This window comes from Pseudofrankia asymbiotica, assembly GCF_001983105.1.
Lineage (GTDB): Bacteria > Actinomycetota > Actinomycetes > Frankiales > Frankiaceae > Pseudofrankia > Pseudofrankia asymbiotica.
In genome coordinates, this window is record NZ_MOMC01000049.1 from 1 (window position 1) to 25,452 (window position 25,452).

Annotated in this window: 21 protein-coding genes; 15 read left to right on the forward strand and 6 right to left on the reverse strand. The window is 71.7% G+C overall.

Translation table 11 applies throughout. The features are described 5' to 3' along the window. Positions 1–385: 385 nt before the first annotated feature. From BL253_RS43980 to BL253_RS23985, 5 genes are all read left to right on the forward strand, one after another. Positions 386–910: a golvesin C-terminal-like domain-containing protein gene (locus tag BL253_RS43980; protein ID WP_476644122.1), complete on the forward strand. Its 525-nt coding sequence runs from the start codon at positions 386–388 to the stop codon at positions 908–910. Then, positions 850–1,494, forward strand: a complete 645-nt coding sequence (locus tag BL253_RS23970; protein ID WP_241835074.1) for an SGNH/GDSL hydrolase family protein — start codon at positions 850–852, stop codon at positions 1,492–1,494. The genes BL253_RS43980 and BL253_RS23970 overlap by 61 nt, the downstream gene beginning before the upstream one ends. After that, positions 1,491–2,174: a hypothetical protein gene (locus BL253_RS23975; RefSeq protein WP_131831554.1), complete on the forward strand. Its 684-nt coding sequence runs from the start codon at positions 1,491–1,493 to the stop codon at positions 2,172–2,174. The genes BL253_RS23970 and BL253_RS23975 overlap by 4 nt, the downstream gene beginning before the upstream one ends. A gap of 764 nt (positions 2,175–2,938) precedes the next feature. Next, a complete protein-coding gene (locus tag BL253_RS23980) occupies positions 2,939–5,032 on the forward strand; it encodes a glycosyltransferase family 87 protein (protein ID WP_081438628.1) in 2,094 nt (697 codons plus the stop codon). Next, a complete protein-coding gene (locus BL253_RS23985; RefSeq protein WP_420801707.1) occupies positions 5,029–6,345 on the forward strand; it encodes a hypothetical protein in 1,317 nt (438 codons plus the stop codon). The genes BL253_RS23980 and BL253_RS23985 overlap by 4 nt, the downstream gene beginning before the upstream one ends. A 40-nt stretch (positions 6,346–6,385) precedes the next feature. Here the strand turns inward: BL253_RS23985 and BL253_RS23990 are convergent, their stop codons facing one another. Further along, the gene (locus BL253_RS23990) at positions 6,386–6,793 is read right to left on the reverse strand and encodes a hypothetical protein (protein ID WP_131831555.1); all 408 of its coding nucleotides are present in this window, start codon (positions 6,791–6,793) and stop codon (positions 6,386–6,388) included. A gap of 206 nt (positions 6,794–6,999) precedes the next feature. Here BL253_RS23990 and BL253_RS40440 point away from each other — a divergent pair, with 206 nt between their 5' ends. The 7 genes from BL253_RS40440 (at position 7,000) to BL253_RS24025 (ending at position 13,662) form a co-directional block, all read left to right on the forward strand. Beyond that, positions 7,000–7,476, forward strand: coding sequence for a hypothetical protein (locus BL253_RS40440; RefSeq protein ID WP_076819375.1), 477 nt, complete (start codon positions 7,000–7,002; stop codon positions 7,474–7,476). Between the two features lie 199 nt (positions 7,477–7,675). Continuing rightward, a complete protein-coding gene (gene rpsF, locus BL253_RS24000) occupies positions 7,676–8,002 on the forward strand; it encodes a 30S ribosomal protein S6 (RefSeq protein WP_274535246.1) in 327 nt (108 codons plus the stop codon). Between the two features lie 28 nt (positions 8,003–8,030). Beyond that, positions 8,031–8,690, forward strand: a complete 660-nt coding sequence (locus tag BL253_RS24005; protein ID WP_076819377.1) for a single-stranded DNA-binding protein — start codon at positions 8,031–8,033, stop codon at positions 8,688–8,690. A 193-nt stretch (positions 8,691–8,883) separates the two neighbouring features. Then, complete coding sequence (rpsR, locus tag BL253_RS24010; protein WP_071053408.1) at positions 8,884–9,120, forward strand: 30S ribosomal protein S18; 237 nt, start codon at positions 8,884–8,886, stop codon at positions 9,118–9,120. 16 nt (positions 9,121–9,136) lie between these two features. Next, positions 9,137–9,583 carry a 50S ribosomal protein L9 gene (gene rplI, locus BL253_RS24015; RefSeq protein WP_076819378.1) on the forward strand — a complete coding sequence of 149 codons (447 nt, stop codon included), beginning with the start codon at positions 9,137–9,139 and terminating at the stop codon, positions 9,581–9,583. Between the two features lie 882 nt (positions 9,584–10,465). Next, on the forward strand, positions 10,466–11,824 hold the full coding sequence (gene dnaB / locus BL253_RS24020) for a replicative DNA helicase (RefSeq protein ID WP_076819379.1): 1,359 nt from the start codon (positions 10,466–10,468) through the stop codon (positions 11,822–11,824). 704 nt (positions 11,825–12,528) lie between these two features. After that, complete coding sequence (locus BL253_RS24025) at positions 12,529–13,662, forward strand: glycosyltransferase (protein ID WP_076819380.1); 1,134 nt, start codon at positions 12,529–12,531, stop codon at positions 13,660–13,662. Between the two features lie 295 nt (positions 13,663–13,957). On the opposite strand, the gene BL253_RS24030 is transcribed toward BL253_RS24025, so the two are convergent. Next, a complete protein-coding gene (locus tag BL253_RS24030) occupies positions 13,958–16,477 on the reverse strand; it encodes a WD40 repeat domain-containing serine/threonine protein kinase (protein ID WP_076819381.1) in 2,520 nt (839 codons plus the stop codon). Between the two features lie 135 nt (positions 16,478–16,612). Here BL253_RS24030 and BL253_RS24035 point away from each other — a divergent pair, with 135 nt between their 5' ends. The 3 genes from BL253_RS24035 (at position 16,613) to ilvD (ending at position 19,987) form a co-directional block, all read left to right on the forward strand. Continuing rightward, positions 16,613–16,981: an antibiotic biosynthesis monooxygenase family protein gene (locus BL253_RS24035; RefSeq protein WP_076819382.1), complete on the forward strand. Its 369-nt coding sequence runs from the start codon at positions 16,613–16,615 to the stop codon at positions 16,979–16,981. A gap of 29 nt (positions 16,982–17,010) precedes the next feature. Beyond that, on the forward strand, positions 17,011–17,655 hold the full coding sequence (locus BL253_RS24040; protein ID WP_076819383.1) for a hypothetical protein: 645 nt from the start codon (positions 17,011–17,013) through the stop codon (positions 17,653–17,655). Between the two features lie 481 nt (positions 17,656–18,136). Continuing rightward, the gene (gene ilvD / locus BL253_RS24045) at positions 18,137–19,987 is read left to right on the forward strand and encodes a dihydroxy-acid dehydratase (protein WP_076819384.1); all 1,851 of its coding nucleotides are present in this window, start codon (positions 18,137–18,139) and stop codon (positions 19,985–19,987) included. Between the two features lie 38 nt (positions 19,988–20,025). On the opposite strand, the gene BL253_RS24050 is transcribed toward ilvD, so the two are convergent. The 4 genes from BL253_RS24050 to egtA are packed head-to-tail and all read right to left on the reverse strand — an operon-like array spanning position 20,026 to position 25,125. Beyond that, complete coding sequence (locus tag BL253_RS24050; RefSeq protein WP_081438629.1) at positions 20,026–21,219, reverse strand: L-histidine N(alpha)-methyltransferase; 1,194 nt, start codon at positions 21,217–21,219, stop codon at positions 20,026–20,028. Positions 21,220–21,260: 41 nt separating this feature from the next. Continuing rightward, positions 21,261–22,166 (reverse strand): ergothioneine biosynthesis protein EgtC, encoded by a 906-nt coding sequence (gene egtC / locus BL253_RS24055; RefSeq protein WP_076819385.1) that lies wholly within the window; start codon positions 22,164–22,166, stop codon positions 21,261–21,263. Between the two features lie 2 nt (positions 22,167–22,168). Beyond that, entirely contained in the window at positions 22,169–23,617 is a 1,449-nt protein-coding gene (gene egtB, locus BL253_RS24060) for an ergothioneine biosynthesis protein EgtB (RefSeq protein ID WP_076819386.1), read from the reverse strand. Next, the gene (gene egtA, locus BL253_RS24065; RefSeq protein WP_241835060.1) at positions 23,614–25,125 is read right to left on the reverse strand and encodes an ergothioneine biosynthesis glutamate--cysteine ligase EgtA; all 1,512 of its coding nucleotides are present in this window, start codon (positions 25,123–25,125) and stop codon (positions 23,614–23,616) included. Before egtA ends, egtB begins: the two co-directional genes overlap by 4 nt. Positions 25,126–25,452 lie beyond the last annotated feature (327 nt).

Consider the following 25,452-nt stretch of genomic DNA (forward strand, 5'->3'; position numbering starts at 1 on the left):
GCCCTGTTCGCCGTCTACCAGGCACTCGCCCGCCTCATCGGTGTCGCCGCCGACACCACCGGCACCCCACCCGAAAAGATCAGCTTCCGCCGCGCCCTCGCCGCCGCGTCCGACTCCATCCGGACCGCGGCCTTTTCCCCCTGACCAGGCACTCCTCGCGTTCCTCCTCGAGATCCTCGACCCCCGCCAGACCATCCGGACCCGCCCCGACCGCACCGCACCCCGCAGGACCCGCAGACCCAGCGACTACCCCCGCCGCAAGCCCGACGATCCACCCACCCGAGCCGTCACCCACCGCCTCGAACTGCACTGCCTCGACTTCCGATGACCAACCATCCCTCAAACCTCCAAAGGATCATTTAACCTATGGCCATTGCCCTCTGGCGTGATCGGTTGGCGGCGGATCTGGGTGCATATTCCCGAGAACGGGGCCGACTCCCGCCAGGTGCTCTATAAGATCAACATGGGGACGGGTACCGTCAAGACCCGTGCGGTCAACCAACACTGGGAAAAGGATGTGTGGTTCGATCTTGGTTCGTACCAGCTGAGCGCCGGCGCGTCGGTGTCGCTGTCGAACGTGACGGACCGGGACTGGCACGACGACAACAACAACCCCGTCGCCGTCGACGTGTCCTGGGACGCTGTCGCGTTCACGCCGTCCAGCAAGCCCGCGGTCGACTACGTCGCCCTGGGCGACTCCTACTCGGCCGGCCAGGGCGTCGAGCCGTACTACGGCAACGACGACTGCCACCGAAGCCCTCAGGCCTATCCCACTACCGTCTTCTCGACGCAGATCGGCCAGCACCCGGAAACAACGAGTTCCACTTCGTCGCCTGCGGCGGCGCGATCATCAGCGACGTCAGGAGCACCAGCGACGTCACCTATCCGCAGAACGAGATGCCGCAGCTGAGGACCGGCTGGGCCGACGAGAACACGACCCTCGTCACGATATCGATCGGCGGGAACGACGCTCGTTTCGCCAAAGTCGTTTCTGCCTGCATTGATCCGCTTTCTGTTACTTTCTGCCTGGACCCCGGCTTCCACCTCGACGGCGATTCGGATCCGCTGGTGGACTCCGAGCCAGATGTCATCAATAACCTCCTGACTCCGCTGACGCAGCTCTATCAGAATATCCATACGCTCGCGCCCAACGCCCAGATCGTCGTTCTCGGATATCCACATCCCATGACGACCGGCCTCGCGGTCAGCGCCGACATTGCCTGTGGCCTCACGAACGTCCCAATGCGGCAGTGGTTCGCTCAGATGACCGACCTCCTCAACTCCGTGACCCAGCAGGCCGTGACAGCCGCCAACGTCGGCGCCGTATTCGTCAACCCGACGAGCACCTTCGCCGGCCCGCCGGCCCACGAGGCATGCGTCCCTGATCATTCGCAGGAATGGATCAACGCCCTCACCGTCCTGGAAAAGGGAACACTCCATCCGGATGCCACTGGCCATGGGGCCTTCGCGTCGCTCATCAACGCGGCCCTGTGACGATGCGTACCTCTGAGGACCAGCGCTCGCGATCACCGGTCCCGCCTCCTGGGAAGACGCGGTACCGGATCAGGCTCCATACCACCCGAGGCGGCAGTCGCACAGGCTTCGGCGGCGGGTGCTACTCGTTCGTTCTATGGGCTCTGGCGGCTGTCGTCGCGGCCGCCGGCTGCACCGTCGTGCCGGATGAGAAGCCCAGCGAGCTGGAAAAGGCCAAGCTCGCCGATCTGAAAAATGACCCCATATACACAAAGCCTATTGTTCCCGGTGCCACGCAGGTCTCGCATATCCCGATCATGGGCTCCGAGACCACTCCGGCGCAGGTCATCGTCATCGCGCATATCCCGACAGGCAGAGACCCGATCGAGGAACTGACAGCTCTGTTGGCACGGCTCACCAGGCAGGGCGTCACCATGGTCGATCTCACATGTGCTCCGCCGACCTATTCCGTCTACGGGACAAAGATTGTGCCGTCGAGTTGRCCCTACGTGAAAGAGTGGCCCGCCGGTGTCCACGTCTACGCGCAGCTTGGCCCTGACAATCACATCGGGCACATACAGGCGCCCTTGTTCCAGGTCGTCCTTGATCCCGGCCGCGGTGGCCCGGCGCCGACGCCGACACCGGTCCTCACCCCATCCATCTCCGGCGACTGCCCACCCGGCCTGCGCCTACCGGACTGACCACCGCTGACCGCGGCACCGGAAGCCGCGGTACCGGCGCGGCAGAGATCCACGCCGTCGACGCTGTAGTTCTTCGAGCAGCGCAACGCTACCGGGCCTCTCGGCGGCGATTGCCAGGATGCGCTGGCGCGCCTGTGCRCTCGGTTTACCGACAAACCCAGCATCGACGCCAAGGCCAAGGCGGCCAACCTGGACTGCCCGGCCAGCGCCCCGACCAGGGCGACCGGATTCGGACAGGTGGATCGCACAGCCAAGCCCTGACGGTCGTGAGTAGTGGTGACTGGAACCGGACCGTTCCTTGTGGATTGTGCACCTGCACGTCACGAAAAGGGCGTGCCAGTCTGACGAAATTCGGAACGGTTGAGTGGGACTGAGCATGGGTGAACTCGCCGTTCACATGCTGACCTTGGCCTTCTTAGAACCGGAGAAAGACACGGAATGCTCACGACGGATGACATCGAGAATAACCTTAGGAATGCGGCGCCGATCTCCAGGTGGGATCTCGCGGCACCACCTGACTTTGTTCGGCGAATGCGTCTTGACATAGATCGCCGGCGTCTCCGACGTCGACTGGCTGTCACAGTCATGATCGTTTGTGTCGCGTTTGCCCTGGTGGGATTTGCGGCGGTCTGGTAATAGGGGTCCGTTCCGCCGCTGCCGGGCAGCCAACGCGTCCCTGGTGGTGAGCAACCCGAAGCGACAGGTGAGCGAGGGTGTGTACCACAATAGGCGCATGACAGCGGTGCGCGGATGAGGCGGCCCGGATGACGCCGCCCGACGTGCCGGTCTCGGACCGGACGGCGACGATGATGACGGCGCGCGAGGCGGTACGAGATCGCCCGACGGACGAGGCGGTGAGCCCGAGCCTCGAGGACCCGGTGGCGCGGGGCGCGAGCGAGCTCATCGGCGGGCCGCCGGGGCGGCATGCCGTGCTGCCCGACCGGCGGACCTGGTGGACGCCGGTGCGGGTGTTGCTCGCGCTGACGATCGTCGTCTGCGGCCTTGGCTACGCGCAGAAGTCGACCTGCCGCGACACCCGGAACTGGACGCACGAGTACCAGTACACGCGGATGTGCTACTCGGACGTCGTCGCGCTCTACTCGCAGGAGGGCCTGAAGGACGGCAAGGTCCCCTTCCTGGACTACCCGACCGAGTACCCGCCGCTGATCGGCGCGACCATGGAAGTGGTCGCCGCCGTATCGCATATCGCTCCGCCGCAGAAGCCGGTCTACCGGACCGAGAACGGCGAGCAGGTCATCGACCACTGGACCATCGACGCCCGCTCCGCGCTGTTCTACGACCTGACCGCGCTGCTCTTCCTCTGCTTCGCGGTCGTCGCGGTCGTCGCCGTCGCCAAGACCGCCGGGAGGCGGCGGGTCTGGGACGCGGCGCTGTTCGCGCTCGCGCCGACGATGGTGCTGCACCTGCTGACGAACTGGGACATCGTCGCGGTCGCGTTCGGGGCCGTGGCCATCTACGCCTGGTCCAGACGGGCGCCGGTGGCCGCCGGCATCCTGCTCGGCCTCGGGGTGGCCACCAAGCTCTACCCGGTGTTCTTCCTGGTCGCGATCGGTGTGTTGTGCCTGCGTACCGGCCAGCTGCGCGCCTTCGGCCGCGCGGTCGCCGCCACCGCGGTGACCGTCGCCGCCGTCGTGCTGCCGACGTACCTCGTCGCCGGCTACTTCACCGGTGACCACCGGACGCACGGCGGCATCCTGTCGTCGCTGGGGTCCGGTGGCTGGTTCGGCATGCTCGACGGGCATGCCGACGGTGCCCAGAACGCGGTGGCGCGCTTCATCGACCTCAACGAGCATCGCCCCGCCGACTGGGACTCGCTCGCGTTCGCCGTGCAGTGGCTGGCCGGTGCGTATGACCCGGGTTGGTTCGGCGGCCCGCATCTGATCGTCATCGTGCTGGCCACAGTCGGCCTCGCCGCCGTCACCGCCGGCCCGTGGGTACGCGCGCGCTGGGCCGAGGCGGGGGACGACGACGCGGCGCGGGACGCGTCCGGCGGCACGGGCGGCGCCTCGACAGGCATGATCGACGGCGTCCGCGGGACCACGCTGGCCGTGGGCGCCGCCGGCTGGCTGGTCGTGGTCGTCGTCACGCCGGTCCTGCTGACGGCGGTGCGCGACCACGGCATACCGGTGTCGGTGCTGAACGCCATCACGATGGTCGCGCTGCTCGCCGCGATCGCCGCGATCGCCGCGCTGTGCTGGTTCGCGCCGCGTCGCCCGCGCCTGCCGCAGGTCCTGTTCCTGCTCGTCGTCGCGTTCCTGGTGACCAACAAGGTGTTCTCGCCGCAGTACACGCTGTGGCTGCTGCCGCTGTACGCGCTGGCGAGGCCCAGGTGGCGTGCCTTCCTGGTCTGGCAGGCCGCCGAGGTCTACCTGCTGTTCATGCGGTTCATGCACTTCATCTACAACGACACCAATGGCGTGCGCGGGGTCTCCCGCGGCTGGTTCGTCGGCGCGGTCGCGCTGCGTGACCTTGTGCTGCTGGTGCTCGCGGGCCTGATCGTCCGCGAGATCCTGCGTCCCGAGCTTGACGTCGTGCGGGCCAGCGGCGTGGACGACCCGGCCGGCGGTGTGCTGGACGGAGCCGCCGACGTGTTCGGCCCATATCGGCGGCCGACGCGGCGGGTCCTCGTCGGTGAGGTCATCGCCGACCCGTCCGGGTCCGGTGACCTCTGGGCGGATGCCGCGTCGGACGCGGCGCCGGACGTGGCGACGGGCGCCGACGAGCGCGGGCGACCCGACGAAGGCGGAGGCGGCGGCGCCAGCGGCCCGCCCGACGAGGACATTCTGGAGCCGGGCGCGTTGTTCCGGCCGCGCCGGGCTGATCCCGAACCCCAGTGAGACCCCTGCGCCCGCGGGATCCGATGAGTCCGCGGGATTCCATGAGTGCGCCTGGTGCGCCTGGTGCGCCTGGTGCGCCTGGTGCGCCTGGTGCGCCGGGTCCGCCTGGTCCGCCTAGTGCGGAGAGTCGGGTGAGTCCGCCCGGCCCGGTGAGTTCACTGGCACGGCTGGCGTCGTCCGCGAGCGACCTGTGGGCCCGGCTGCCTGAGGCGGCGCGGGCGACGCTGCCGCTGTGGTTCGCCAGCCGGGTGGCGGTCGCGCTGCTGTCGCTGGCCGCCGCGCGGGTCGCGGTCGAGGGCGCGATGGGCAAGGTGCCCACGTTCACCGAGCTGTGGGACCGCTGGGACGTCGGCCTGTTCACCAAGGTCGCGCACTACGGCTACGTCTCGCCGCGCTACTCCGACAAGACCGAGGTCGACTTCCCCGCCTTCCCGCTCGCGATCCGGCTGGTCCATTTCGTCGTGCCGAACTGGATCATCGCGGGACTGATCGTGGTGTTCCTGGCCGGAGCGGTCGCGTCGGCGGCGATCTGGCGGCTGGCCGCGGACGACGGCGGCCCCGCCGCCGGCCGCGCGGCGGTGCTGGCGATGATCTTCGCGCCGTACGCCGTGTTCCTGTTCGCCGGCTACTCCGAGGCGCTGTTCCTGGCGTTCGCGAGCACCTCGTGGCTCGCGGCCCGGCGCGAACGATGGTGGCTCGCCGGTGCGCTCGCCGCCTGCGCCACCGGGACCCGGGTCACCGGCATCCCGCTGTGGTGTGGGCTGGTCGTCCTGTACGTCGTCGAACGCCGGCGGATCGGCGCGCCGGTGCTGGCGCGGCCGGCGCTGTCACTGGCGCTCCCGCCCCTGCCGGTGTTCGGCTTCCTCTGGTACCTGCATGGCAAGACCGGGGAATGGAACGCCTACACGGCCGCGATGCGCGAGGGCTGGCACCGCTGGGTCGACTGGCCATGGTCGGGCTGGAGCACGACCTGGGGGTCGGCCTTCCCCGGGGCGGACGGCTCGACGACCTTCACCTGGTTCTGGCGGGCGGAGCTGCTCGCCGTCGTCCTGGGCGTCGTGGTGACGATCGCGTTGCTGTACAGCCGCCGGTGGGCGGAGGCGACGTTCGTCGGCACGGCGACGCTCCTGATGGCCGCGACCAACTACTACGCCTCGGGCGTGCGCACGATGTTGGTCGCGTTCCCGGTCTACCTGCTGTTCGCGCGGCTCGCCGCTCGGTTTCCGAGGGCGGCGCCCGCCTACCTGTGGCTGTCCGGTCCGGTGATGGCCGTCTTCGTGGTCGCCTTCACCCAGGGACGCTGGGTCGACTGACGGGTCCTGTCTCGCCGGCGAGCGTGCCTGTCGGGGCCGATCAAGGTAGGTCAGGCTGGCCGGGCGCCGGCGAGCCGCTGGCGCGAGCCGGTCTCGGTGCCACCGCGGGCAGCGCCACCGCGGGCAGCCGTTTCGGCGGCGGAGGCCGCGTCGCCGGCCCGCGGGTCGGACCGGGCGCGGGCGCGGCGGACGGTGGCGGCGGCACGACGGCCACCGTCGACGCCGGATGCCGGGCGAACCGCCCCGAGGCGTCGGGGCCGGCGTTCGCCGGTGCCAACGCGCCACCGGCCACCAGGACGAACCCGACGACGACGGCTCCGGCGAGCAGCGCGGCCGCGGCCTGTGCCGAGTGCGGCATCACCGGCGTCTCGTCCTCGGCGGGTGCCGGACGCGCCCGGTGTGCCGGACGCGCCCGGTGTGCCGGACGCGCCCGGTGGGAGGTCGCCACCGCCGTAGCCACTCCTTACCCGCGTCGTCTTTCCGCGTCGTCCCGGCCGCGCGTGCCGGCGTCGCGCGGACGGTAACTCACGGTGACGGTCATCGCCGGGAGCGCCGGGTACGCGAGTGGTCCGGGAGCCATCGGTCGGAGGGCGCGCCCCGCCGATAGGGCCACGACGAGGCGGATCGTGCCGCGAGTGCGCCAGGATGGGGACGATGAGTACAGGCGGCGACCCAGAAGGCCGCCCGGCTGGCGGCGCCGACGCCCAGACGGGTGCCCCTGTCGGCGGTGCCGACGGGCGGGACATCCACGATTCGGCTGCCCACGGGCGCGGGCTGACCGGTGCGACGTCCGGCGAGCCTGGCACGGTCGACGCGCCCGCCGGCACGCCTGGCCAAGCCGCCCAGGCCGGCCGGACCGGCCCGGCTGGCGACGGCGAACGGGCCTCGAACGCGCTGGCCTATCCGCTTGCCGGCGGGGCGGCCGCCGCGGTGTTGTGCGTCATCGTGCTGGCGGCCGTCGACCCGTCTCCCGGACGGCACCTGCGCGGTCTGCTCGTCCTGCTCGCGCTCGTCGGTCTGCTCGCGGTCGCCTGGGGGTGGGCGCGCACGGTGTGGCACGGGCCGGTGGCGGACCGCCAGCCCGCCGGCCGCGGTGACCTGTCCGGCGGGGCCGGCGAGCACGTCGAGTAAGCTCAACGCGGCACGGTGCTCGTCCTATGGCGGACGCCGTCGGCACGTTCTTCTCCGCGGCCCACCATGGGTTCCAGTACCAGGGATGTTCCAGTACCGGGACGTAGCAGTAGGGCGCGGAACCAGGAACGCGCATCATTTTCCCTCCTGCCACGGGCGAAGCCCGTGGCCGCCGAGTCCACAGGAGGTGGGTTCAGCCTTGGCACGTCACTACGAGCTGATGGTCATCCTCGATCCAGATCTTGAGGAGCGCACCGTCGCGCCGTCCCTCGACCAGTTCCTCTCCGTCGTCCGCAATGGCGGCGGCGCGGTGGAGAAGGTCGACGTGTGGGGCCGCCGCCGGCTCTCCTACGAGATCCGTAAGAGCCACGAGGGCATCTACGCCGTCATCGATCTGCACGCCGAGCCGGACGTCGTCGCCGAGCTCGACCGTCAGCTCACGCTCAACGAGTCGGTTATCCGCACCAAGGTCATCCGACTGCCCGAAGCGAAGAAGCCGCGCGCCGCCCGTCGGCCGGCCGCCTGACACATCCGCGGGACAGGGGGTACATCCCATGGCCGGTGAGACCGTCATCACTGTCGTCGGCAATCTGACCAGCGACCCGGAGCTCCGATTCACCGCGAACGGGGCGGCTGTCGCGAGCTTCACGGTCGCATCCACGCCGCGCACGCTCGACCGGGCCACCAACGAGTGGAAGGACGGCGAACCGCTGTTCCTGCGCTGCTCGATCTGGCGGCAGGCGGCCGAGCACGTCGCGGAGTCGCTGACCAAGGGCGCTCGCGTCATCGTCCAGGGTCGGCTCAAGCAGCGCTCGTTCGACACCCGCGAGGGCGACAAACGTACTGTCATCGAGCTTGACGTCGATGAGATCGGCCCGTCGCTGCGATACGCGACCGCCAAGGTCGTCCGCGCGGCGCGCGGCGGCGGTGCCGGCGGTGGCGGTGGCTACGACGGCCCGCCGGACGGCGGATACCGCGGTGGTGGTGGTGGTGGTGCCGGCGGTAACGGCGCCAGCGGTGGCTACAGCGGCGGTGGTGCCGGCGGTGCCGGTGCCGGTGCCGGTGCCGGTGCCGGTAGCGCCGGCGGTGGCAGTGGTTACCGCGGCGGTGCTGGCGGTGGCTCCTCCTCCTCCGGGGGCGGCTACTCCGGCGGCGCCGTCGACGACCCCTGGTCGCAGCCGGCCGGCGGATACTCCGACGAGCCGCCCTTCTAGCCCTGTTCGTGGTGCCCAGGCGTTCGGGCCAGGGCGCGCCGACCCGGCTGACCCTGCCCGCCGCCCTTTGGGGCGGCCTGCTCGGGGCCACGATGCCGGTCCGGGGCCGGCCCGGACCTCGAAGGCGCTTCGCGTCCTCGAGGGTGCCCGGGACGCTCATCTGACTTTGTCTGCAATCTAGGAGTGCACAACCATGCCCAAGGCGGCTGTGCGCAAGCCGAAGAAGAAGGTTTGCGTCTTCTGCAAGGACAAGACCGACTACATCGACTACAAGGACACCTCGCTGCTGCGCAAGTTCATCTCGGACCGCGGCAAGATCCGCGCCCGTCGGGTGACCGGCAACTGCAGCCAGCACCAGCGGGACGTCGCCATCGCGGTGAAGAACAGCCGCGAGATGGCGCTGCTGCCCTACACCTCGACCGCGCGCTGAGGAGGGTGACGCCGACATGAAGCTCGTTCTCACCCAGGAGGTGCCGGGCCTCGGCAGCCCCGGCGACATCGTCGAGGTGGCCGACGGCTACGGCCGCAACTACCTCGTCCCGCAGCAGTTCGCGATCGTCGCGACCCGCGGCATCGAGCGCCAGGTCGAGCAGATCAAGCGGGCCAGGTCGGCCCGGGAGGTCCGCGACCTGGGGCACGCGCAGGAGATCGCCGCGCAGCTCAAGGCGCTGTCCGTGACGCTGACCAGCCGAGCGGGCAAGGAGGGCCGGCTCTTCGGCTCGATCACCGCCGGCGACGTCACGGACGCCGTGGCGAAGGCGGGTGGCCCGGCGCTGGACAAGCGGAAGGTCCAGCTGACCTCGCCGATCAAGGCTGTCGGTCAGCACACCGTGGCGGTGTACCTGCACCCCGAGGTGACCGCCCAGCTGACCGTCAAGGTCGCCGCGGCCTGACTCGCGAGGGCGTGACTCGTCGCGGCCTGACTCGCGGCGGCGGTCACGCGATCGTCGGACCGGCATGTCTCGTCTGATACCCGGCTGGATCCTCGGGCCCGGCCGGCAGGCAGACCTCGGATCAGTCGGATGTGGACAAGCGGGCCTCAACTGAGGCGTCCGCGACGCAAGCACGGCGCGACCGAGTACGCGGCGAGGCGTGACCATAGCCAGACACCTGCCCGGTGTCCCGGAAGTCCGGGGCACCGGGCATCGCCGTCTCCGGGCCCGGTCCGGAGGCGTCCTCCGACCTCACCGACGGTGTCGTGCGGCGTCACTGTTGGTGTCCTCAGACGTCGGAGCTGACGCGTCACGTGAGCCACCCATGGTCCTCGTAAGGGGTCGTTTCCCGGGTGGGGAACTTATTCGGAGACTTGGGCGAGCTTTTTTGTATCCACAGGGCGCCAGGACGGAAGCCCAGCCTGACAGGCGATCCAGGGCGGTACGGGGCTGGTCCATCCACAGCTCATCGGCCGTCGTCCCGAGGTCCTCCCCAGGCTGCACCGGCGTTRCCCACAGGTTTTCCACACATCCCTGTGGATAACTTTTTGCCGCACGGTGCCCGCGTTCCCTAAAGTCAGCCATTCAGGGATCGCTACGGAGTGCCGAGCGTGATGCGCGGGGAAGGCGCACGTACCTTCTCTACTTGACGTAACTGTGGCCATCCCGACGCTCCTCCTTGACAGTGGGCAGCCATTCGATCGAACATATGTTCGAAGAGTGGCTCTGACCTGGGCCAGCTCTGACCCGGGCCGGCCTGGCCTGGGCCGCAGGGAGCGGCGGAGAGCGGTGCGAGGCACCGTCAGTGCCGTGCGAGAAGATCGTAGACGGGGGGTGAGGCGAGTGACGGTCACTGACATCTCGCGCAATGGCGGCCAGCCCGTCGAGTTCGACCGGACGCCCCCGCACGACATCCTGGCCGAGCAGAGCGTGCTCGGCGGCATGATGCTGTCCAAGGACGCGGTGGCAGACGTCATCGAGGTCGTGCGCGCCGGCGACTTCTACCGGCCGGCGCACGCCACGGTGTTCGAGGTCGTGGGCGACCTCTATGGCCGCGGCGAACCGGCCGACACGGTCAGTGTCGCCGCGGAGCTCGGCCGGCGCGACCTGTTGGACCGCGTCGGCGGCCCCGGCTACCTGCACACGCTGATCTCCAGCGTGCCGACCGCCGCGAACGCGGGCTACTACGCCAGGATCGTCGCCGAGAAGGCCGTGCTGCGCAGGCTCGCCGAGGCCGGCACGCGCATAGTGCAGCTCGCGTTCGGCCCGGCGCAGGATGTCGACGAGCTGGTCGACCGCGCCCAGGCCGCCGTCTACGAGGTCACCGAGCGCCGTACCACCGAGGACTACTCGCCGCTGGGTGACCTGCTCAACCCGGCCCTCGAGGAGATCGAGGCGATCGCCGGCCACGAGGGCGCCCTCACCGGCGTCCCTACCGGCTTCACCGACCTGGATGAGCTCACCAACGGCCTCCACGCCGGCCAGCTCTGGATCGTCGCCGCCCGGCCCGCGGTCGGAAAGTCGACCCTGGGCCTCGACTTCGCGCGAGCGGCGTCCATCAAGCATGGAATGACGTCTGTCATCTTCTCGCTGGAGATGAGCCGGATGGAGATCACCATGCGGCTGCTGTCGGCGGAGGCGCGGGTCTCGCTGCAGAACATCCGGACAGGCCGGCTGACCGACGACGACTGGGCGCGGCTGGCCCGGCGGATGGGCGAGGTCGCCGAGGCACCGCTGTTCATCGACGACAGCCCGCACCTGACGATGATGGAGATCCGGGCGAAGGCGCGCCGGCTGCGCCAGCGCAACGAGCTGCGGCTGGTCATCCTCGACTACCTGCAGCTCATGTCGTCGCCGAAGAGGGTGGAGAGCCGCCAGCAGGAGGTCAGCGAGATCTCCCGCTCGCTGAAGCTGCTCGCCAAGGAGCTGGAGGTCCCCGTCGTCGCGATCTCACAGCTCAACCGCGCCTCCGAACAGCGCGCGGACAAGCGCCCCCAGGTCTCCGACCTTCGCGAGTCCGGCAGCTTGGAACAGGACGCCGACGCGGTGATCCTCCTGTACCGCGAGGACACCGTCGAGAAGGAATCAGCCCGGGCAGGCGAGGCCGACCTGATCATCGCCAAGCACCGTAACGGTCCGACCGGTACCGTCACGGTCGCCTTCCAGGGCCACTACTCCCGCTTCGTCGACATGGCGAACTGACCGCCGATAGGATGTAGGTTCTCAAAACACCTGTCGGTTTCTCAGATGGGATGTCACCTACATGTCGTCTCCGACATGTAGGTGAGAGAGCCGTCGGCGCGTAGGGCAGAGGTCGTCTGGTCGACGAAGGAAGATCGGCGCCATGTCGACCGATCTTGGGCCGCAGACCCGCCGGACGCGGGTGCGGTACCGCGCCGACAGCGGCCCGGTCGTCGACACGACGTTGGACCTGCTGACCGCAGATGAGGTCGTCGGCGGATTGCCGTTGGCGGAAGGGGCAGCGGCGCTACTCGGGCTGGTACTGGTCGTCGACCGTGGAACGACTGGTGGCCTACTAGAGCCGCCTGGAGTTTGCCCCGGATCATGCTGGCGGACCTCAACCCCGATGTGATCGCGATCGTCGCCCAGCCCTTTCCACCTGATCGAAGCTGACGGTGCTCGCAATCGGCGTCGCGTTCCCGACCTCCTCTTGATCGACGCGGGTGGGGGAGGGATGGTCGTAGACATCAAGGCACCCGAGCGGATGGAAGATCCGCGACGCGCGACGAAGCGCCGGTCCGTGTGTTCAGAAGACGCGGTGAAGGCTTCTGGTGCCACGGTGGTGGCGCCAGCGTTCTGTGGCCGCTCGTGCCCCCGCCGCGTCGAGCGGACAAGGGGGTGGCCGGACCGCTGAGGTCCTCCTCAGCCTGCGAAGGGAGCAGCCGATGCGGGTCCTGTTCACCGCCTGTCCCTTCTTCGGCCACGTCAACACCGTGCTTCCGCTCGCGCTGGCCGCGCGGCGTGCCGGGCACGAGGTTGCCGTCGCCACGGGCGCCGACTTCGGGGAACACATCACACGTCGTGGTCTGACGGCCTGGTCGGTCGGGCCCACGTCCGCCGAGGCGGGGACACCCGGCTCGCCGGCGTATTTCTGGCACACCGCCAGCCAGCGCGCCGTCGACCTGCTCCCCTTGGCCGCCGCGTGGGGCCCGGACCTCGTCGTGTCCGAGGAACTGGAGTTCGCCGGGGCCATCGCCGCGGCTCGCGGCGACTCCCGTCACGTCGTGCACGGGCTGGGAATCGCCGCGGCCGGCGACTGGGAGATGTTCGCCGCGAGCGTCGACGAGCTCGGGAGGCAGTGGGACGTGCCCGACCTCGCCGACGCACATCGCGGCGCGGTCTACCTGTCCATCTGTCCACCGACCCTGCAGCCACCGACCAGGCCGGAGCGCGGGGCGTCGGAGCGCAGGGTGCGGCCGCTGCGCCCCGGTCTCGGCGAGCCCGCGCCGGGCGAGCGGCTACCCGAGGCGCTCATGGCGCTGCCGTACGAGCGCACCATGCACCTCACCCTTGGCACGGTGTTCCACCAGCGTCGACCCGGAGTGCTGGAGGCAGCCATCGCCGGGCTGCGCGAGCTGCCGGTCAACCTCGTCGTCACCGTCGGCCCCGACGTGGCTCCCGATCGTTTCGGCTCACAGCCGCCGCACGTCCTCGTCGAGCGTTACCTCCCGCATGCACTCCTGCTGCCCCGCTGCGACCTCGTCGTCTCCCAGGGCGGCGCCGGGATCCTGCTCGGCACGCTGGCACACGGCCTGCCCCAGCTCGTGCTGCCCCAGGGCGCCGACCAGTTCGACAACGGCGCGGCCGCACAGCGGGCGGGCGTCGCGCTCATGCTCGACGACTCTGTGGTGACCCCRCTCGCGATCACCGAGGCAGTAGGCCAGCTGCTCGGCGACCCGCGGTACGTGGYGGCGGCCCGCGCCGTGCAGAAGGAGATCGACACGATRCCAGGCGCGGACGACGTGCTCAGGTCGATGATCGCAGGCCCCGCGCCGAGGGCCTCTCGCTCCGCCTGGTAGGGAAATGGCGAACCAGTGAGATACCCACCACCGACAGGCCCGCGAGAACAGCCGTGGAAGCGCTGGTCAGCGAGGGCCACAACGACAGCAAGAATGAGAACCTACATAGGAAACGTCTGGGCCGAGGCGACTGGCGATCGCGTCGCTCGGGTCTACTGAGCCTTCTCACCACCTGGATCCACCAGTAGACGCTGCTTCAGGCGGAGAGTCATCGGCCGGGCGGGCCATGAGCACCGCGCCGACTCGGACTCCGACGTCTGCGTCTGCGCCGAGCTCGTCTCGCGATGAGGCTGGGCTACTCCTCGGGGCGCCAGAGGCGGGCGGATGTGTCGCCGGCGGTGGCGAGGATGTCGCGGGTCGGGGAGAAGGCGAGCGCCCGGACGGTGCCGACGTGGCCGGTCGCGAGCTGGCCGAGTGGCTCCGGGATCGCCGGATCCTCGACGTTCCACAGGCCGACCGCCGCGCCGATGCCGGCCGCGGCCGCGAGGGTGCGGCCGTCGGCGGCGAACGCGACCGCCCGGACCTGGCCGCTCTGCCAGCTGGTCAGCTCGGCGAGGCCCGACGGGCGCGCCGGGTCGGTCAGGCCCCAGAGACGGACGGTGCCGAAGCCGGCCGCCGTGGCGAGCGTGGCGCCGTCGGGTGAGACAGCGAGCGACCGCACGTGCCAGCGGTGGTCGGCGAGCGGCGGGCCGAACGGGCGGGGAACCGACGACGTCAGGTCCCAGAGCAGCACGGCGTGGTCCGTCCCACCGGTGGCGAGGATCTGGCCGTCCGGCGAGAACGCGACGGCGAGGACCTTGCCCCGGTGCCCGGTGAGTGGCCGCCCGAGCGGCCGGACGACGTCCCGGTCGGCGGCGTCGAGGTCGAGCCGCCAGAGCCGGACCGTCCCGTCGAGGCCGCCGGTGGCGAGCGACCGGCCGCCCGGGGCGAACGCCACCGAGGTCACCTGGTCGGTGTGACCGCGGGCGATGGCCAGCGGGCGGTAGCCGTGCCCGTCGACGGCGGCCGGGTCCGCCGCGCCGGGAGCGGTGGCCGTCCGCAGCCAGAGCCGCGCCGTGTGGTCGCCGCCCGCGGTAGCCAGCGCATCCCCGCCCGGCGAGTAGGCGACGGCAAGCACCCGGCCCTCGTGGCCGCGTAGCGGTTCACCCAGCTGGGACGCGGCGTGGCCGGTCTCGTGGGCGAGGCGCCAGACCCGGGCGGTGCCGTCCGTGCTCGCCGTCGCGAGCGTCAGGCCGTCGGGGGCGAAGGCGACCGCCGTGACCTGACCGGTGTGGCCGGTGAGCGGCTCGCCGAGCGGGGCCGCGTCGACGACCGGTCCGAGCCCGACCAGCCCGCCGCGCCGCGCGCCGAACCGCCTGGCCTGCCGTCGCCGGCCGGTCGGGTCCGCGACGCCCCCGCCCGCGGGGCGGCCGCCGTCGAACGGGTAGGCGTCGCCGGCCGGCCGGGTTCCGCCAGCCAGGTGGGATGGAACGAAGGTTGTCGCCTCCCGGGTGGGTGGGTCCGTCGTCACGGTCGGCCCGGCCGGGGCCGCGGGCCGGCGGGGATCGGCCGGCAGCGCTCGGGCGGTTGTCTCCTCGCCGCCGGTGTCCGTGTTCGGACTGGCTGGGAGCGGGCTGGCTGGGAGCGGACCAGCCGCCCGAGGCCCCGCCGGTATGGCGCGACCAGCGTCGATGTCCCGGGCGATGGCCGCCGCCAGCGCCTCCTCCATCGCCGATGGCGTCGCCGGTCGCGGAGACGACGCGGACGAGGAGACCAGGCCGGCCGACTGCCCGGACCGCTCGGACCGCTCGGRCGGTGGCGCTCGCCGGGTAGGCGGGAGGGGGCGCGGATCGGGCTCCGCGGCCGTGGCGGCGGGGGCGTCCGCCTCGTCGTCGTCGAGCTGGGTGGCGCCGACGAGGAGCAGGAGCAGGTCCTGGGCGGTGGGGCGCCTGGCCGGGTCCTTCGCCATCGCCCGGGCGACTAGCTGGCTCAGGCCCGGGTCAAGGCCGGTCAGGTCGGGTTCCTCGTTGACGGCCCGGTAGAGGACCACCGGGCTGGGACCCTCGCCGTGCGGCAGCCGGCCGGTGGCAGCGAAGATCACGACGCCACCCCAGGCATAGATGTCGGCCGGCGGAGCGACCACGCCGCCGAGCGCCTGTTCGGGTGCCATGAACGCGGGCGTGCCGATACCCGCGTGCGTGAACGTGGTCGTCGCGTCCAGCGCCCGGGCGATGCCGAAATCGATGACACGGGCGCCAGACGGCGACAACATGATGTTGCCTGGCTTCAGGTCACGATGAACCAGACCGGCGGCGTGGATCGCTGTCAGCGCCGAGGCGACCGCGACAGCCAGCCGTTCGACCTCGGCGCTCGGCAGCGGCCCGTCCTCGCGGACTGCCGCGGCCAACGTGCGGCCATCGATGTACTCGGTGACCAGGTAGGGCCGACGCGCCTCGACGTCCACGTCCAGCACCTCGGCGGTGCAGAAACGCGCGACCCGCCGGGCCGCGACGGCCTCCCGCCCGAACCGCTCCCGGAACTCCGGCTCGCGAGCCAGGTCGGGTCTGATCATCTTGACCGCGACAAGCCGTTCCGCGTCCTGCCCGCGGACGCCGCTGCGGCCCGAGGCGTCCTCACTCACATTCGTTCCGCTGGCACCCGCGGTGTCGGGGTCCGCCCAGCGTCCGAGGAAGACCGTGCCCATCCCGCCGTGGCCGAGGCGCCCCAGTAGCACGTAGGGGCCAAGTCGCACCGGGTCGTCCTCGTCGAGAGGCTCCACCGCGCGGCCGACCGCGCCGCCGACCGCGCCGCCGACCGCGCCGTCTCCGACCACCATGCCGACGCCCCTGTCGCCCGGAAACCCCTGGCTCCGAGGATATTCGGCGCCAACCCCCCGTTTCTCCCGCTTCGACAGCACACGGGATGTCCGACTCGGCGGCGGCACCGCCACGGGGGGTGCCAGACTTGCGGCATGAGCGCATCCGGGCCGGCCACGGGCAGCACCCGCGACACGGAGTCCGCGGTCACGGAGATCGCAAGGTTTAACGTGAAACAAGGGGCGGAGAGCGCCTTCATCGCGGCGTACCACACGGTCCGGCACGAGATCGCGACCTCACCCGGCTGCCGGTCGATGCGGATGAGCCGGGGTATCGAGTCGCCGAGCTCGTTCGTGCTGATCGTCGAGTGGGACAGCCTGGAGGCGCACACCGAAGGGTTCCGCGCCTCCGAGGGCTACGGTCGCTGGCGCGCGGCGATCAGCCCGTACTTCGCCGGTACGCCCACGGTGGAGCACGTGGCCGGCGTGGACGTCCCGTCGGTCGCGTCCACCGGCACCACCTGACGGCGGACGCGGCGACGGCCGGGGGAGCGATGGGCGAGTTCATCAAGCAGTTCTTCGGGTACCTGATCTTCTCGCCGCTGACCGCGGCGGTGTTCGGGCTCGGCATCTGGGTCCTGCCCGCCGTGTTCCTGCGCGACCAGCTCACCCGGCTGCGCCTGCGGTTCTTCCACTTCTTCGTCAGCGGCTACATCTTCATCGCGATCACCGCGATCTACCTGCTGGTCGTCGGGGCGAAGGTCAGCGCCGCGGACGGCGGCGGGCGCCACCATCAGGCCGGTCCGATCGTCGGCATGCTCGTGTCGCTGGCGCTCTCCTGGTGGGTCCAGCACGTGCTGCGCAGGCGCTTCCCCCGAGCCCCTCGACCAGGCGGGCCGCCGGCGCCCACCTACCCCGGGGTCGGCCGAACCGGCTACGGCCACCCCGGTTACAGCCATCCCGGTTACAGCCATCCCGGCTACGGTCAGCCGCCGCCCCTCCCACCCGGCTACCCCCCGCATCCCGGCTACCCGGGACAGCTGCCGGCCCCCCAGCCCGGGCAGCGCCTCCCGCCGCCCCCGCCACACCGGCCGAGTGGTGAGGTCACCGCCGCCGACCCGCCCCCCGCCCGCGGCGTCCCCTGGGTCGTCCCGCCCCCCGGCCCGACCGCCCTCCCGCCGACACCCCCCGCCGACTGACGGTCCGGCGGCGATCTCTGTGATCTCCGCGTTCCGCGGGACGCGGAGATCACAGACACTCCCGTCGATCGGTGCGTCGCCAACCCGCTCGTCCCGTCCTGAGGCCATGGCGCCAGGCCATCGCGCCGGCCGCGGCGGATACGCTGGCAAGGGGCGCGGAACCGAATCGGGTGCGCGCCTCCGGCGTGCTGGCGGCCCTCTGGTGAACCCAGTGGCAGAACCGGGCCCGGCGCGCGCCACCACGAGTGCAGCGACCCGGCCGCGCGACCCCGCCCCGCCGCGCTCGCCGAGGCGGTTCCGCCTGGTCACCGGCCAGCGGCCGCGTTCCAGGAGGCCCGCAATGTCATTCCAGGGGACACCCCCGGACCCTCAATAGAGGCGGTTCCGCCTGGTCACCGGCCAGCGGTCGCTTTCCTGAGGCCRCAACGTCATTCCGGGGGACACCCCGGACCCCAGCAGTCGAAGGTCCTGAGGTCACAAGATGCCCGCACTGCGTTCCCGTACGACCACCCATGGCCGCAACATGGCCGGAGCCCGCGCCCTGTGGCGAGCCACCGGCATGACCGAGGACGACTTCGGCAAGCCGATCGTGGCGATCGCGAACAGCTTCACCCAGTTCGTCCCGGGTCACGTGCACCTGAGGGATCTGGGCAAGCTGGTCGCGGACTCGGTCGCGACGGCCGGTGGGGTYGGGCGTGAGTTCAACACGATCGCCGTGGACGACGGGATCGCGATGGGGCACGGCGGGATGCTGTACTCGCTGCCGTCGCGGGAGATCATCGCGGACAGCGTCGAGTACATGGTGAACGCGCACTGCGCCGACGCGCTGGTCTGTATCTCCAACTGTGACAAGATCACTCCCGGGATGCTGCTCGCGGCGCTGCGGCTCAACATCCCGACCGTGTTCGTCTCTGGCGGGGCGATGGAGTCCGGTAACGCGGTCATCCAGGGCGGCACGGTCCGCTCCCGCCTCGACCTCATCGACGCGATGTCGGCGGCCGTCGATCCGAACGTCAGCGATGCCGACCTCGGGATCATCGAGCGCTCCGCCTGCCCGACCTGCGGCTCCTGCTCGGGCATGTTCACCGCGAACTCGATGAACTGCCTGACTGAGGCGATGGGCCTGTCGCTGCCGGGCAACGGCTCGACGCTGGCCACCGCCGCCGCCCGCCGGGAGCTGTTCGTCGAGGCCGGCCGGCTCGTCGTCGACCTCGCGCGCCGCTACTACGAGAAGGACGACGAGGGGGCGCTGCCGCGCTCGATCGCCAGCGCCGCCGCCTTCCGCAACGCCTTCGCCGTCGACGTCGCCATGGGCGGCTCGACGAACACCGTGCTGCACCTGCTCGCCGCCGCCGTCGAGGCCGGCGTCGAGGTCACCCTCGCCGACATCGACGAGATCTYCCGGCGGGTGCCCAACCTCTGCAAGGTCGCGCCCAGCTCGACGAAGTACTACATGGAGGACGTCCACCGCGCCGGCGGCATCCCCGCGATCCTCGGCGAGCTGGACCGCGGTGGGCTGCTCGACCCCGAGGTTCACAGCGTGCACTCGGCGAGCCTGCGCGAGTTCCTGGACCGCTGGGACATTCGCGGCGCCAGCCCCGCGCCGGACGCCGTGGAGCTCTTCCACGCCGCGCCCGGCGGGGTGCGCACCACCGAGCCGTTCAGCTCGACGAACCGGTGGGACACCCTCGACACCGATGCCGTGGACGGCTGCATCCGCTCGGTCGAACACGCCTACTCGGCTGAGGGCGGCCTCGCCGTGCTGCACGGCAACCTGGCCGAGGACGGCGCCGTGGTGAAGACCGCCGGCGTCCCCGAGGACCAGTGGACGTTCGCCGGCCCGGCGGTCGTCGTCGAGAGCCAGGACGAGGCCGTCGAGGCGATCCTCGGCGGCCGGGTGAAGCCGGGTGACGTCATCGTCGTCCGGTACGAGGGCCCACGCGGCGGCCCGGGCATGCAGGAGATGCTCTACCCGACCGCGTACCTCAAGGGCCGCGGCCTCGGGCCGAAGTGCGCGCTGATCACCGACGGCCGCTTCTCCGGCGGCAGCTCCGGCCTGTCGATCGGGCACGTCTCGCCCGAGGCGGCCCACGGCGGCACGATCGCCCTGGTCCGCGACGGCGACCGGATCGAGATCGACATCCCGGCCCGCCGCCTCGCCCTGATGGTCCCGGACGACGAACTCGCCACCCGCCGCGCCGAACTCGAGGCCGGCCCCGGCTACCGCCCGGCGAACCGAGAGCGCCAGGTCTCGGCCGCCCTCCGCGCCTACGCCGCCATGGCCACCTCAGCCTCCACCGGCGCCGCCCGCGACGTCACCCTCCTGGACTGAGTCACACCCGCCCCCGTCCTTCCGCTCCGCCCCGAGACCTATTCCGCGATCGCCAACGACAGCGCGAAGTCGCTGTCAGGGTCGGTCCACCAATGGGTCAGGCGCCAGCCGGCGGCGGTGAGTTCGCGTTCTACGGTCGCGCGGTCGAACTTCGCGCTGATCTCGGTGCGCATCTCCTCGCCGTCGGCGAACGCGACGGTCAGGTCCAGGGCCGTCAGGCGCACGGTCTGTGCCCGCACCGACCGTAGCCGCATCTCGATCCAGCGGTTCTCGGGATCCCACAGGGCGACGTGCGCGAACCCGCGCAGGTCGAAGTCGGCGCCGAGCTCGCGGTTGAGCACGGTGAGCAGGTTGCGGTTGAACGCGGCGGTGACGCCCGCGCTGTCGTCGTAGGCGGCGACCAGGCGGCTCGGATCCTTGACGAGGTCGGTTCCGAGCAGCAGCGCGCCACCCTGGCCGATCCGCTCGCGCAACCCGGTGAGCAACGTGTGCCGTTCGGGCGGGCGCAGGTTGCCGATCGTGCCCCCGAGGAAGGCGACCAGCGTGCCGGCCGGCGTGTCGGTCTCGTTCGGCGTGCTCTCGCCTGTCGCCTTGGTGCCGGACGCGTGGGCGTCAGGAATGGTGCCGTCCGGCCGCGCTGCCGGCCGCGGCGCGGCGCCCGGTGTGGGCAGCAGGCCGAGGTGCTGGCGGAAGTCACCCACGACGGCGTGCACGGCGAGCCCGGGATGCGCGGCCTTGGCCGCGGCGCCCGCCCGGGACAGCGTGTCGGCGTCGACGTCGAACGGGACGAAGCGGCGCAGCCGGCCGGTACCGGCGAGGGCGGTGAGAAGCATCCTCGTCTTCTCCGAGGTGCCGGAGCCCAGCTCGACCAGGGTGCCGGCCCCGCCGCCGGGGAGGGCCGCCGTGAGCGCGGCGGACAGGTCCGCGGCGTGCGCGGACAGGATCGCGCGTTCGGTCCTCGTCTGGTAGTACTCCGGAAGCTCGGTGATCTTTCCGAAGAGCATGCTGCCGGTCGTGTCGTAGAACCAGGTCGGTGGCAGCTCCTTGGGGTCGGCGGTGAGCCCCGCGCGCGCGTCGGCCGCCAGCGTCGACGCGCGCTGCGCCTCGGTCAGGTGCCGTTCGATCGTGATGCCGCCACGGGCATTCAGCAGGGCGGCCACGTCGGCCGGGGTCGGGATGCGCGTGGCCGGCGGTCGGGTGGTGCCGGTGCCCGTCGGTGTCCTCGAAGTCATGCGGACGTCCTTAGTCAGTTAGTCAACTCAGGGTAGTCGTCCTACAAGGTCAAATTACTTAGAGTTACTTCGCGTGTGTCGGCTACCAACAAGCGGTGGTTCGGGACTTCAACCCAGACGTCCGGACCGGGGCCGGGCTGCCCCGCCGCGTCCGGGACGGCCGAGGGAAACGGCGCGCCGCCGGGCGAGGCGGAGGGCTGGAACATCGGGGCCTCGCGGCCACGACCAGAACCGGTGCCGTCCGGGACGTCGACAGTGTCGTCGTCCGGTTCGCTCGCCACCAGCACTCCCGCGGGGCCGCGTCGGTACCAGAGCGTCTCGTCCCAGGTGGTACCGACGATCTGGCGGCCGTCGGTGACGAGCACGTTGAGTCTGGTCGTCGGCGCCCGGCCATCCGCGTCCGTGGCCGCCTCGCGGGTGGCCGCCTTGGCGCCCACCGTCGTGACCACTTCGGCGACCGCCTCCGCCAGCTCCGCCCCGGCGAGGGTCCGCTCCCAGACCAGCGCCGCGAGCAGGGCCGAGTCGCAGCGCGAGTCCGGCGCCGGCGCGTCCGGCCGGCCGGCGAGCAGCGCCGTCAGAATGCCGGAGTCGACGCGGCCGTTGTGGCTGAGGAGCAACGACCCGTGGGCGAACGGCGCCGTCGCGCTCTCCTCGATCGGCATGCCCACCGTCGCGTCGCGTACCGCGGCCAGGACGCAGCCCGACGTCACGGCGCCGGCGAACGACGCGAACGACGCGTCGGTCCACATCGGCACGGCCCGCCGGTAACGGGCCGGCTCGGACCGGACCGCCGGCGCGTACCAGCCGACGCCGAACCCGTCGGCGTTGATCCGCCCATGCCGCTGCCGCCGCGGCGCCCATGACTGGCGCATCAACCCGAACGGCGGATCGACGACCACCTCGGCCAGAGTCCGCCGCGCCCCCAGCCAGGCGAGGTGTCTGCACATGTCTAGGCGCCCGTCCTGGCGAGACGGAAACCGGCGAAGATCTGCCGCCTGATCGGGTGGTCCCAGTTGCGGAACGTCGCGCGTACCGCGCTCGGGTCGGTMGCCCACGAACCGCCGCGCAGCACCTTGTAGCCGTGGAACTCCCGCTCGATCCCGGTACCGATCTCGGTGCCGGTGGCGCCCTGGCTGGTGCCGGCGCCCGAGGCGCCAGTCGGCGCCTGGTAGAAGACCTCGCTGTACTCCCGGTACGGGAAGGCGACAAAGCCCGGATAGGCCGAGAAGTCGGACGAGGTCCACTCCCACACGTCGCCGATGAGCTGCTCGGCGCCGCAGGGGCTCGCGCCGGCCGGATACGCGCCGAGCGGCGCCGGTCGCGCCGACCGGTGGCCGAGGTTGGCGTGTTCCGGCGCCGGCGCCTGGTCGCCCCAGGGGAAGCGGCGCGAGCGGCCGGTGGCGGGGTCGAAGGCGCAGGCCTTCTCCCATTCGGCCTCGGTCGGCAGCCGCCGCCCGGCCCAGCGGGCGTGTGCCTGCGCCTCGTACCAGCAGACGTGCTGTACCGGCTCGTCCAGCGGGAGGGGCTCGTCCCGGCCGAAGCGGCGCCGTACCCAGCCGCCCGCACCGTCGGGCCGCCAGAAGAGCGGCGCCGTCAGCCCTTCGCGGCACCGCCATGCCCAGCCGGCCGGCGACCAGAGCCGCTCGTCGTCGTAGCCGCCATCCTCGATGAACGCCAGATGCGCCCGGTTGGACACCGGAAGCCGGCCAATCCAGAAGTCGGGCAGCGTGACTCGGTGGGCCGGGCGTTCGTTGTCGTAGGCCGAGGGGTCGGCGCTCGTGCCCATCACGAACTCGCCGGCGGGAACCAGCACCTCGTCGCCCCCGGATACCGACCGGCCGGGCGGCGGGGGCGCGCCCTCGTCGACCACGGGCGCGCCGGCGCGCAGCTGCAGCGTGGCGAGCATCGTCTCGTCGTGCTGGTGCTCGTGCTGGACGACCATCCCGTAGACGAAGCCGCCGGAGAGCAGCGTGCCTGCCCGGTCCCGAGTGGTCTGGCCGGGGGCGACGGCTGGCGAGGCCGGCGCGACGTCGGGTGGGGCGAGAGCGCCCCGCGCGTCGAGCGTGCCGAAGGTGTCGAGGGCGCGGGCGCGGACGTCGGCGAGATAGGCGCGTGCCCGCGCCGGGGAGAGCAGCGGCAGTGCGGGCCGATCGGTCCGCGGATGACGGAAGGCGTCGTAGAGGTCGTCGATGCCGGGCAGCATCGGGTCGGCTCCGGTGAGTGCCCGTACCAGCCACAGCTCCTCGTAGTTGCCGACGTGAGCCAGGTCCCATACGAGCGGGGACATCAGCGGCGAATGCTGGCGCAGCAACTCGTCGTCGTCGAGGTCGGTGTAGGCGAGCGTCCGGCGGCGGCTGTTGTCCAGGGCCGCCGCCCAGCCGGCTGTCGTCACGGTCATCGGGTCTCCTCGCGCAACAGGCCGGCCGGGCCCACCTGGGTGAAGCGTTCGGCCAGGTGGTCGGCCGGCGTGCGGCCACGGGCCGGGTACTCATCCCGGAACCTCGCGACGGCGGCGCACAGGTCGCTGCCCGCGCCGAGGCGGTCGAGCGCGTCGAGCGCGAGGTCCACGCAGGTCAGCGCCGCGGCGCGCAGCGTGTCGTCGGCGAGCCCGTGCACGCTCGCGGTGAGCCACCCGTCATCCGCGTCGTAGCACGCGGAGGCCGCGCCCGCGGCGGCGACCAGGTCGTCGAGCAGCGCGGCGGTGACCGCGACCGGCACCACCCACAGGTCGAACGGCTGCGCGTCGAGGTAGCGGACCTCCAGCCAGCCGCGCGGCCGTACCGGAGGGAACAGCGTCGTCGCGTGCAGCCTCAGGTCGTCGAGCGTGGGCGGGCGGTCGATGGGCCCGGCGCCGCGCAGCCAGTCGCCGAACGTGGATCCGTCGCGCACCGACACCAGCCGCGCGTCGCCGTGGCCGTTCGCGTCCTGAGGGAGGGCGCCGTGAGGGCCCGTCTCGCCCGGTTCGCCCAGCCCCGAGCCGTCCGGCGAGGAGTCGCGGACCATCATGAGCCGGGCCGCGAGCAGATATTCGGCCCAGTGACACGCCACGTCGGCCGCCGCCACCCGCGCGGGGCCAACCGGCCGGGTCCTGGTCGGGTCGAGCGACTCCCACACCTGCGCCCTGGCCGAGCGCAGTCCGGTGAGCGCGCCGAGCCGGGCGGGAGAGGCCGCGAACATCGCGGTCAGCACCGGTCGCAGCTGGTGCGCGAGGCGCCAGCGCCGGGCCACATCCGACGGGTCGTGGCCGGCGTCCAGGTTGACCTGCACCGATGCGCTGGAGCACATCATGATCTCGCCGGCCTCCTGGCCGTTCGCCGTCCAGTAGCCCGCCATGGCGGCGTAGCGGTCGGCGAGCCAGCGCACAGGCGGGCGAACCGGGTCGAGCCCCATACCGGCGAGGCCCAGGCCGGCGCCGGCGAGCGCCGCCCGCACGTCCGCGAGGTCGCCCGCCAGCCGGCTCACCGCCAGTGGCAGCGGCGCCGGGGGGCCCGACAGCTCCAGCTGGCCGCCCGGCTCGAAGGTGATCCGGCTGCCCCCCGCCAGCACCGCTCCCGTGGGTCCGGTGGGCGACGCGTCCCCACCGGCGGTGCCGGCGGTGCCGGCAGCCGAAGCGGCGTGGGCGGGCTCCTGCCGGCTGGCTGTGGCGGGGCTCCCGATGAGCGCGGCGAGGGCCGCCCGGGTGCGCTCCGGCGGCACCGATCTGTCGCTCGCCGCCCGGTCCACCACCAGCCACTCGGTCTCGATCCCGACGGTGCGCGGGCCGGGGCGCGTCGGCAGGCAGCTGGCCGCGTAGCGCAGCACGTCGTCCGCCGTCAGCCCCGCGTGTGCGCGGCGCCGCCGGCTCGCGGTGACCGGGACGACGCCCGCCCGGCCGGCCTCCGGCGCCATCGGTGTTGACTCGGACACCGCCGGCTGGCGGGGCTCCGACGCCGTCACGGCGGCCGGGGGCGCCGCGGGGAGTGCGGAGAACCTGGGCCTGAACGGCTCACTGGAACCGGACGGCGACACCACCGGCGGCTGGGGCGCTTCCGGTGGTCGAGGGGCTTTTGGCGACGGTGAGCCCGGTGACGGCGGTGGAGTGCCAGGAAACTGGGACACGGATGTTGACGAGGTCGGACGTGGTGCCATCGGATCCTCCCGGGATCGCCCCACCGGCCCGCGCACGCCGCGGACGGGAGCCGGCGTCCGCTCCCGCGGCCGCCTTCCGACTCGACGTCGCTTCCGCGCGGCCGT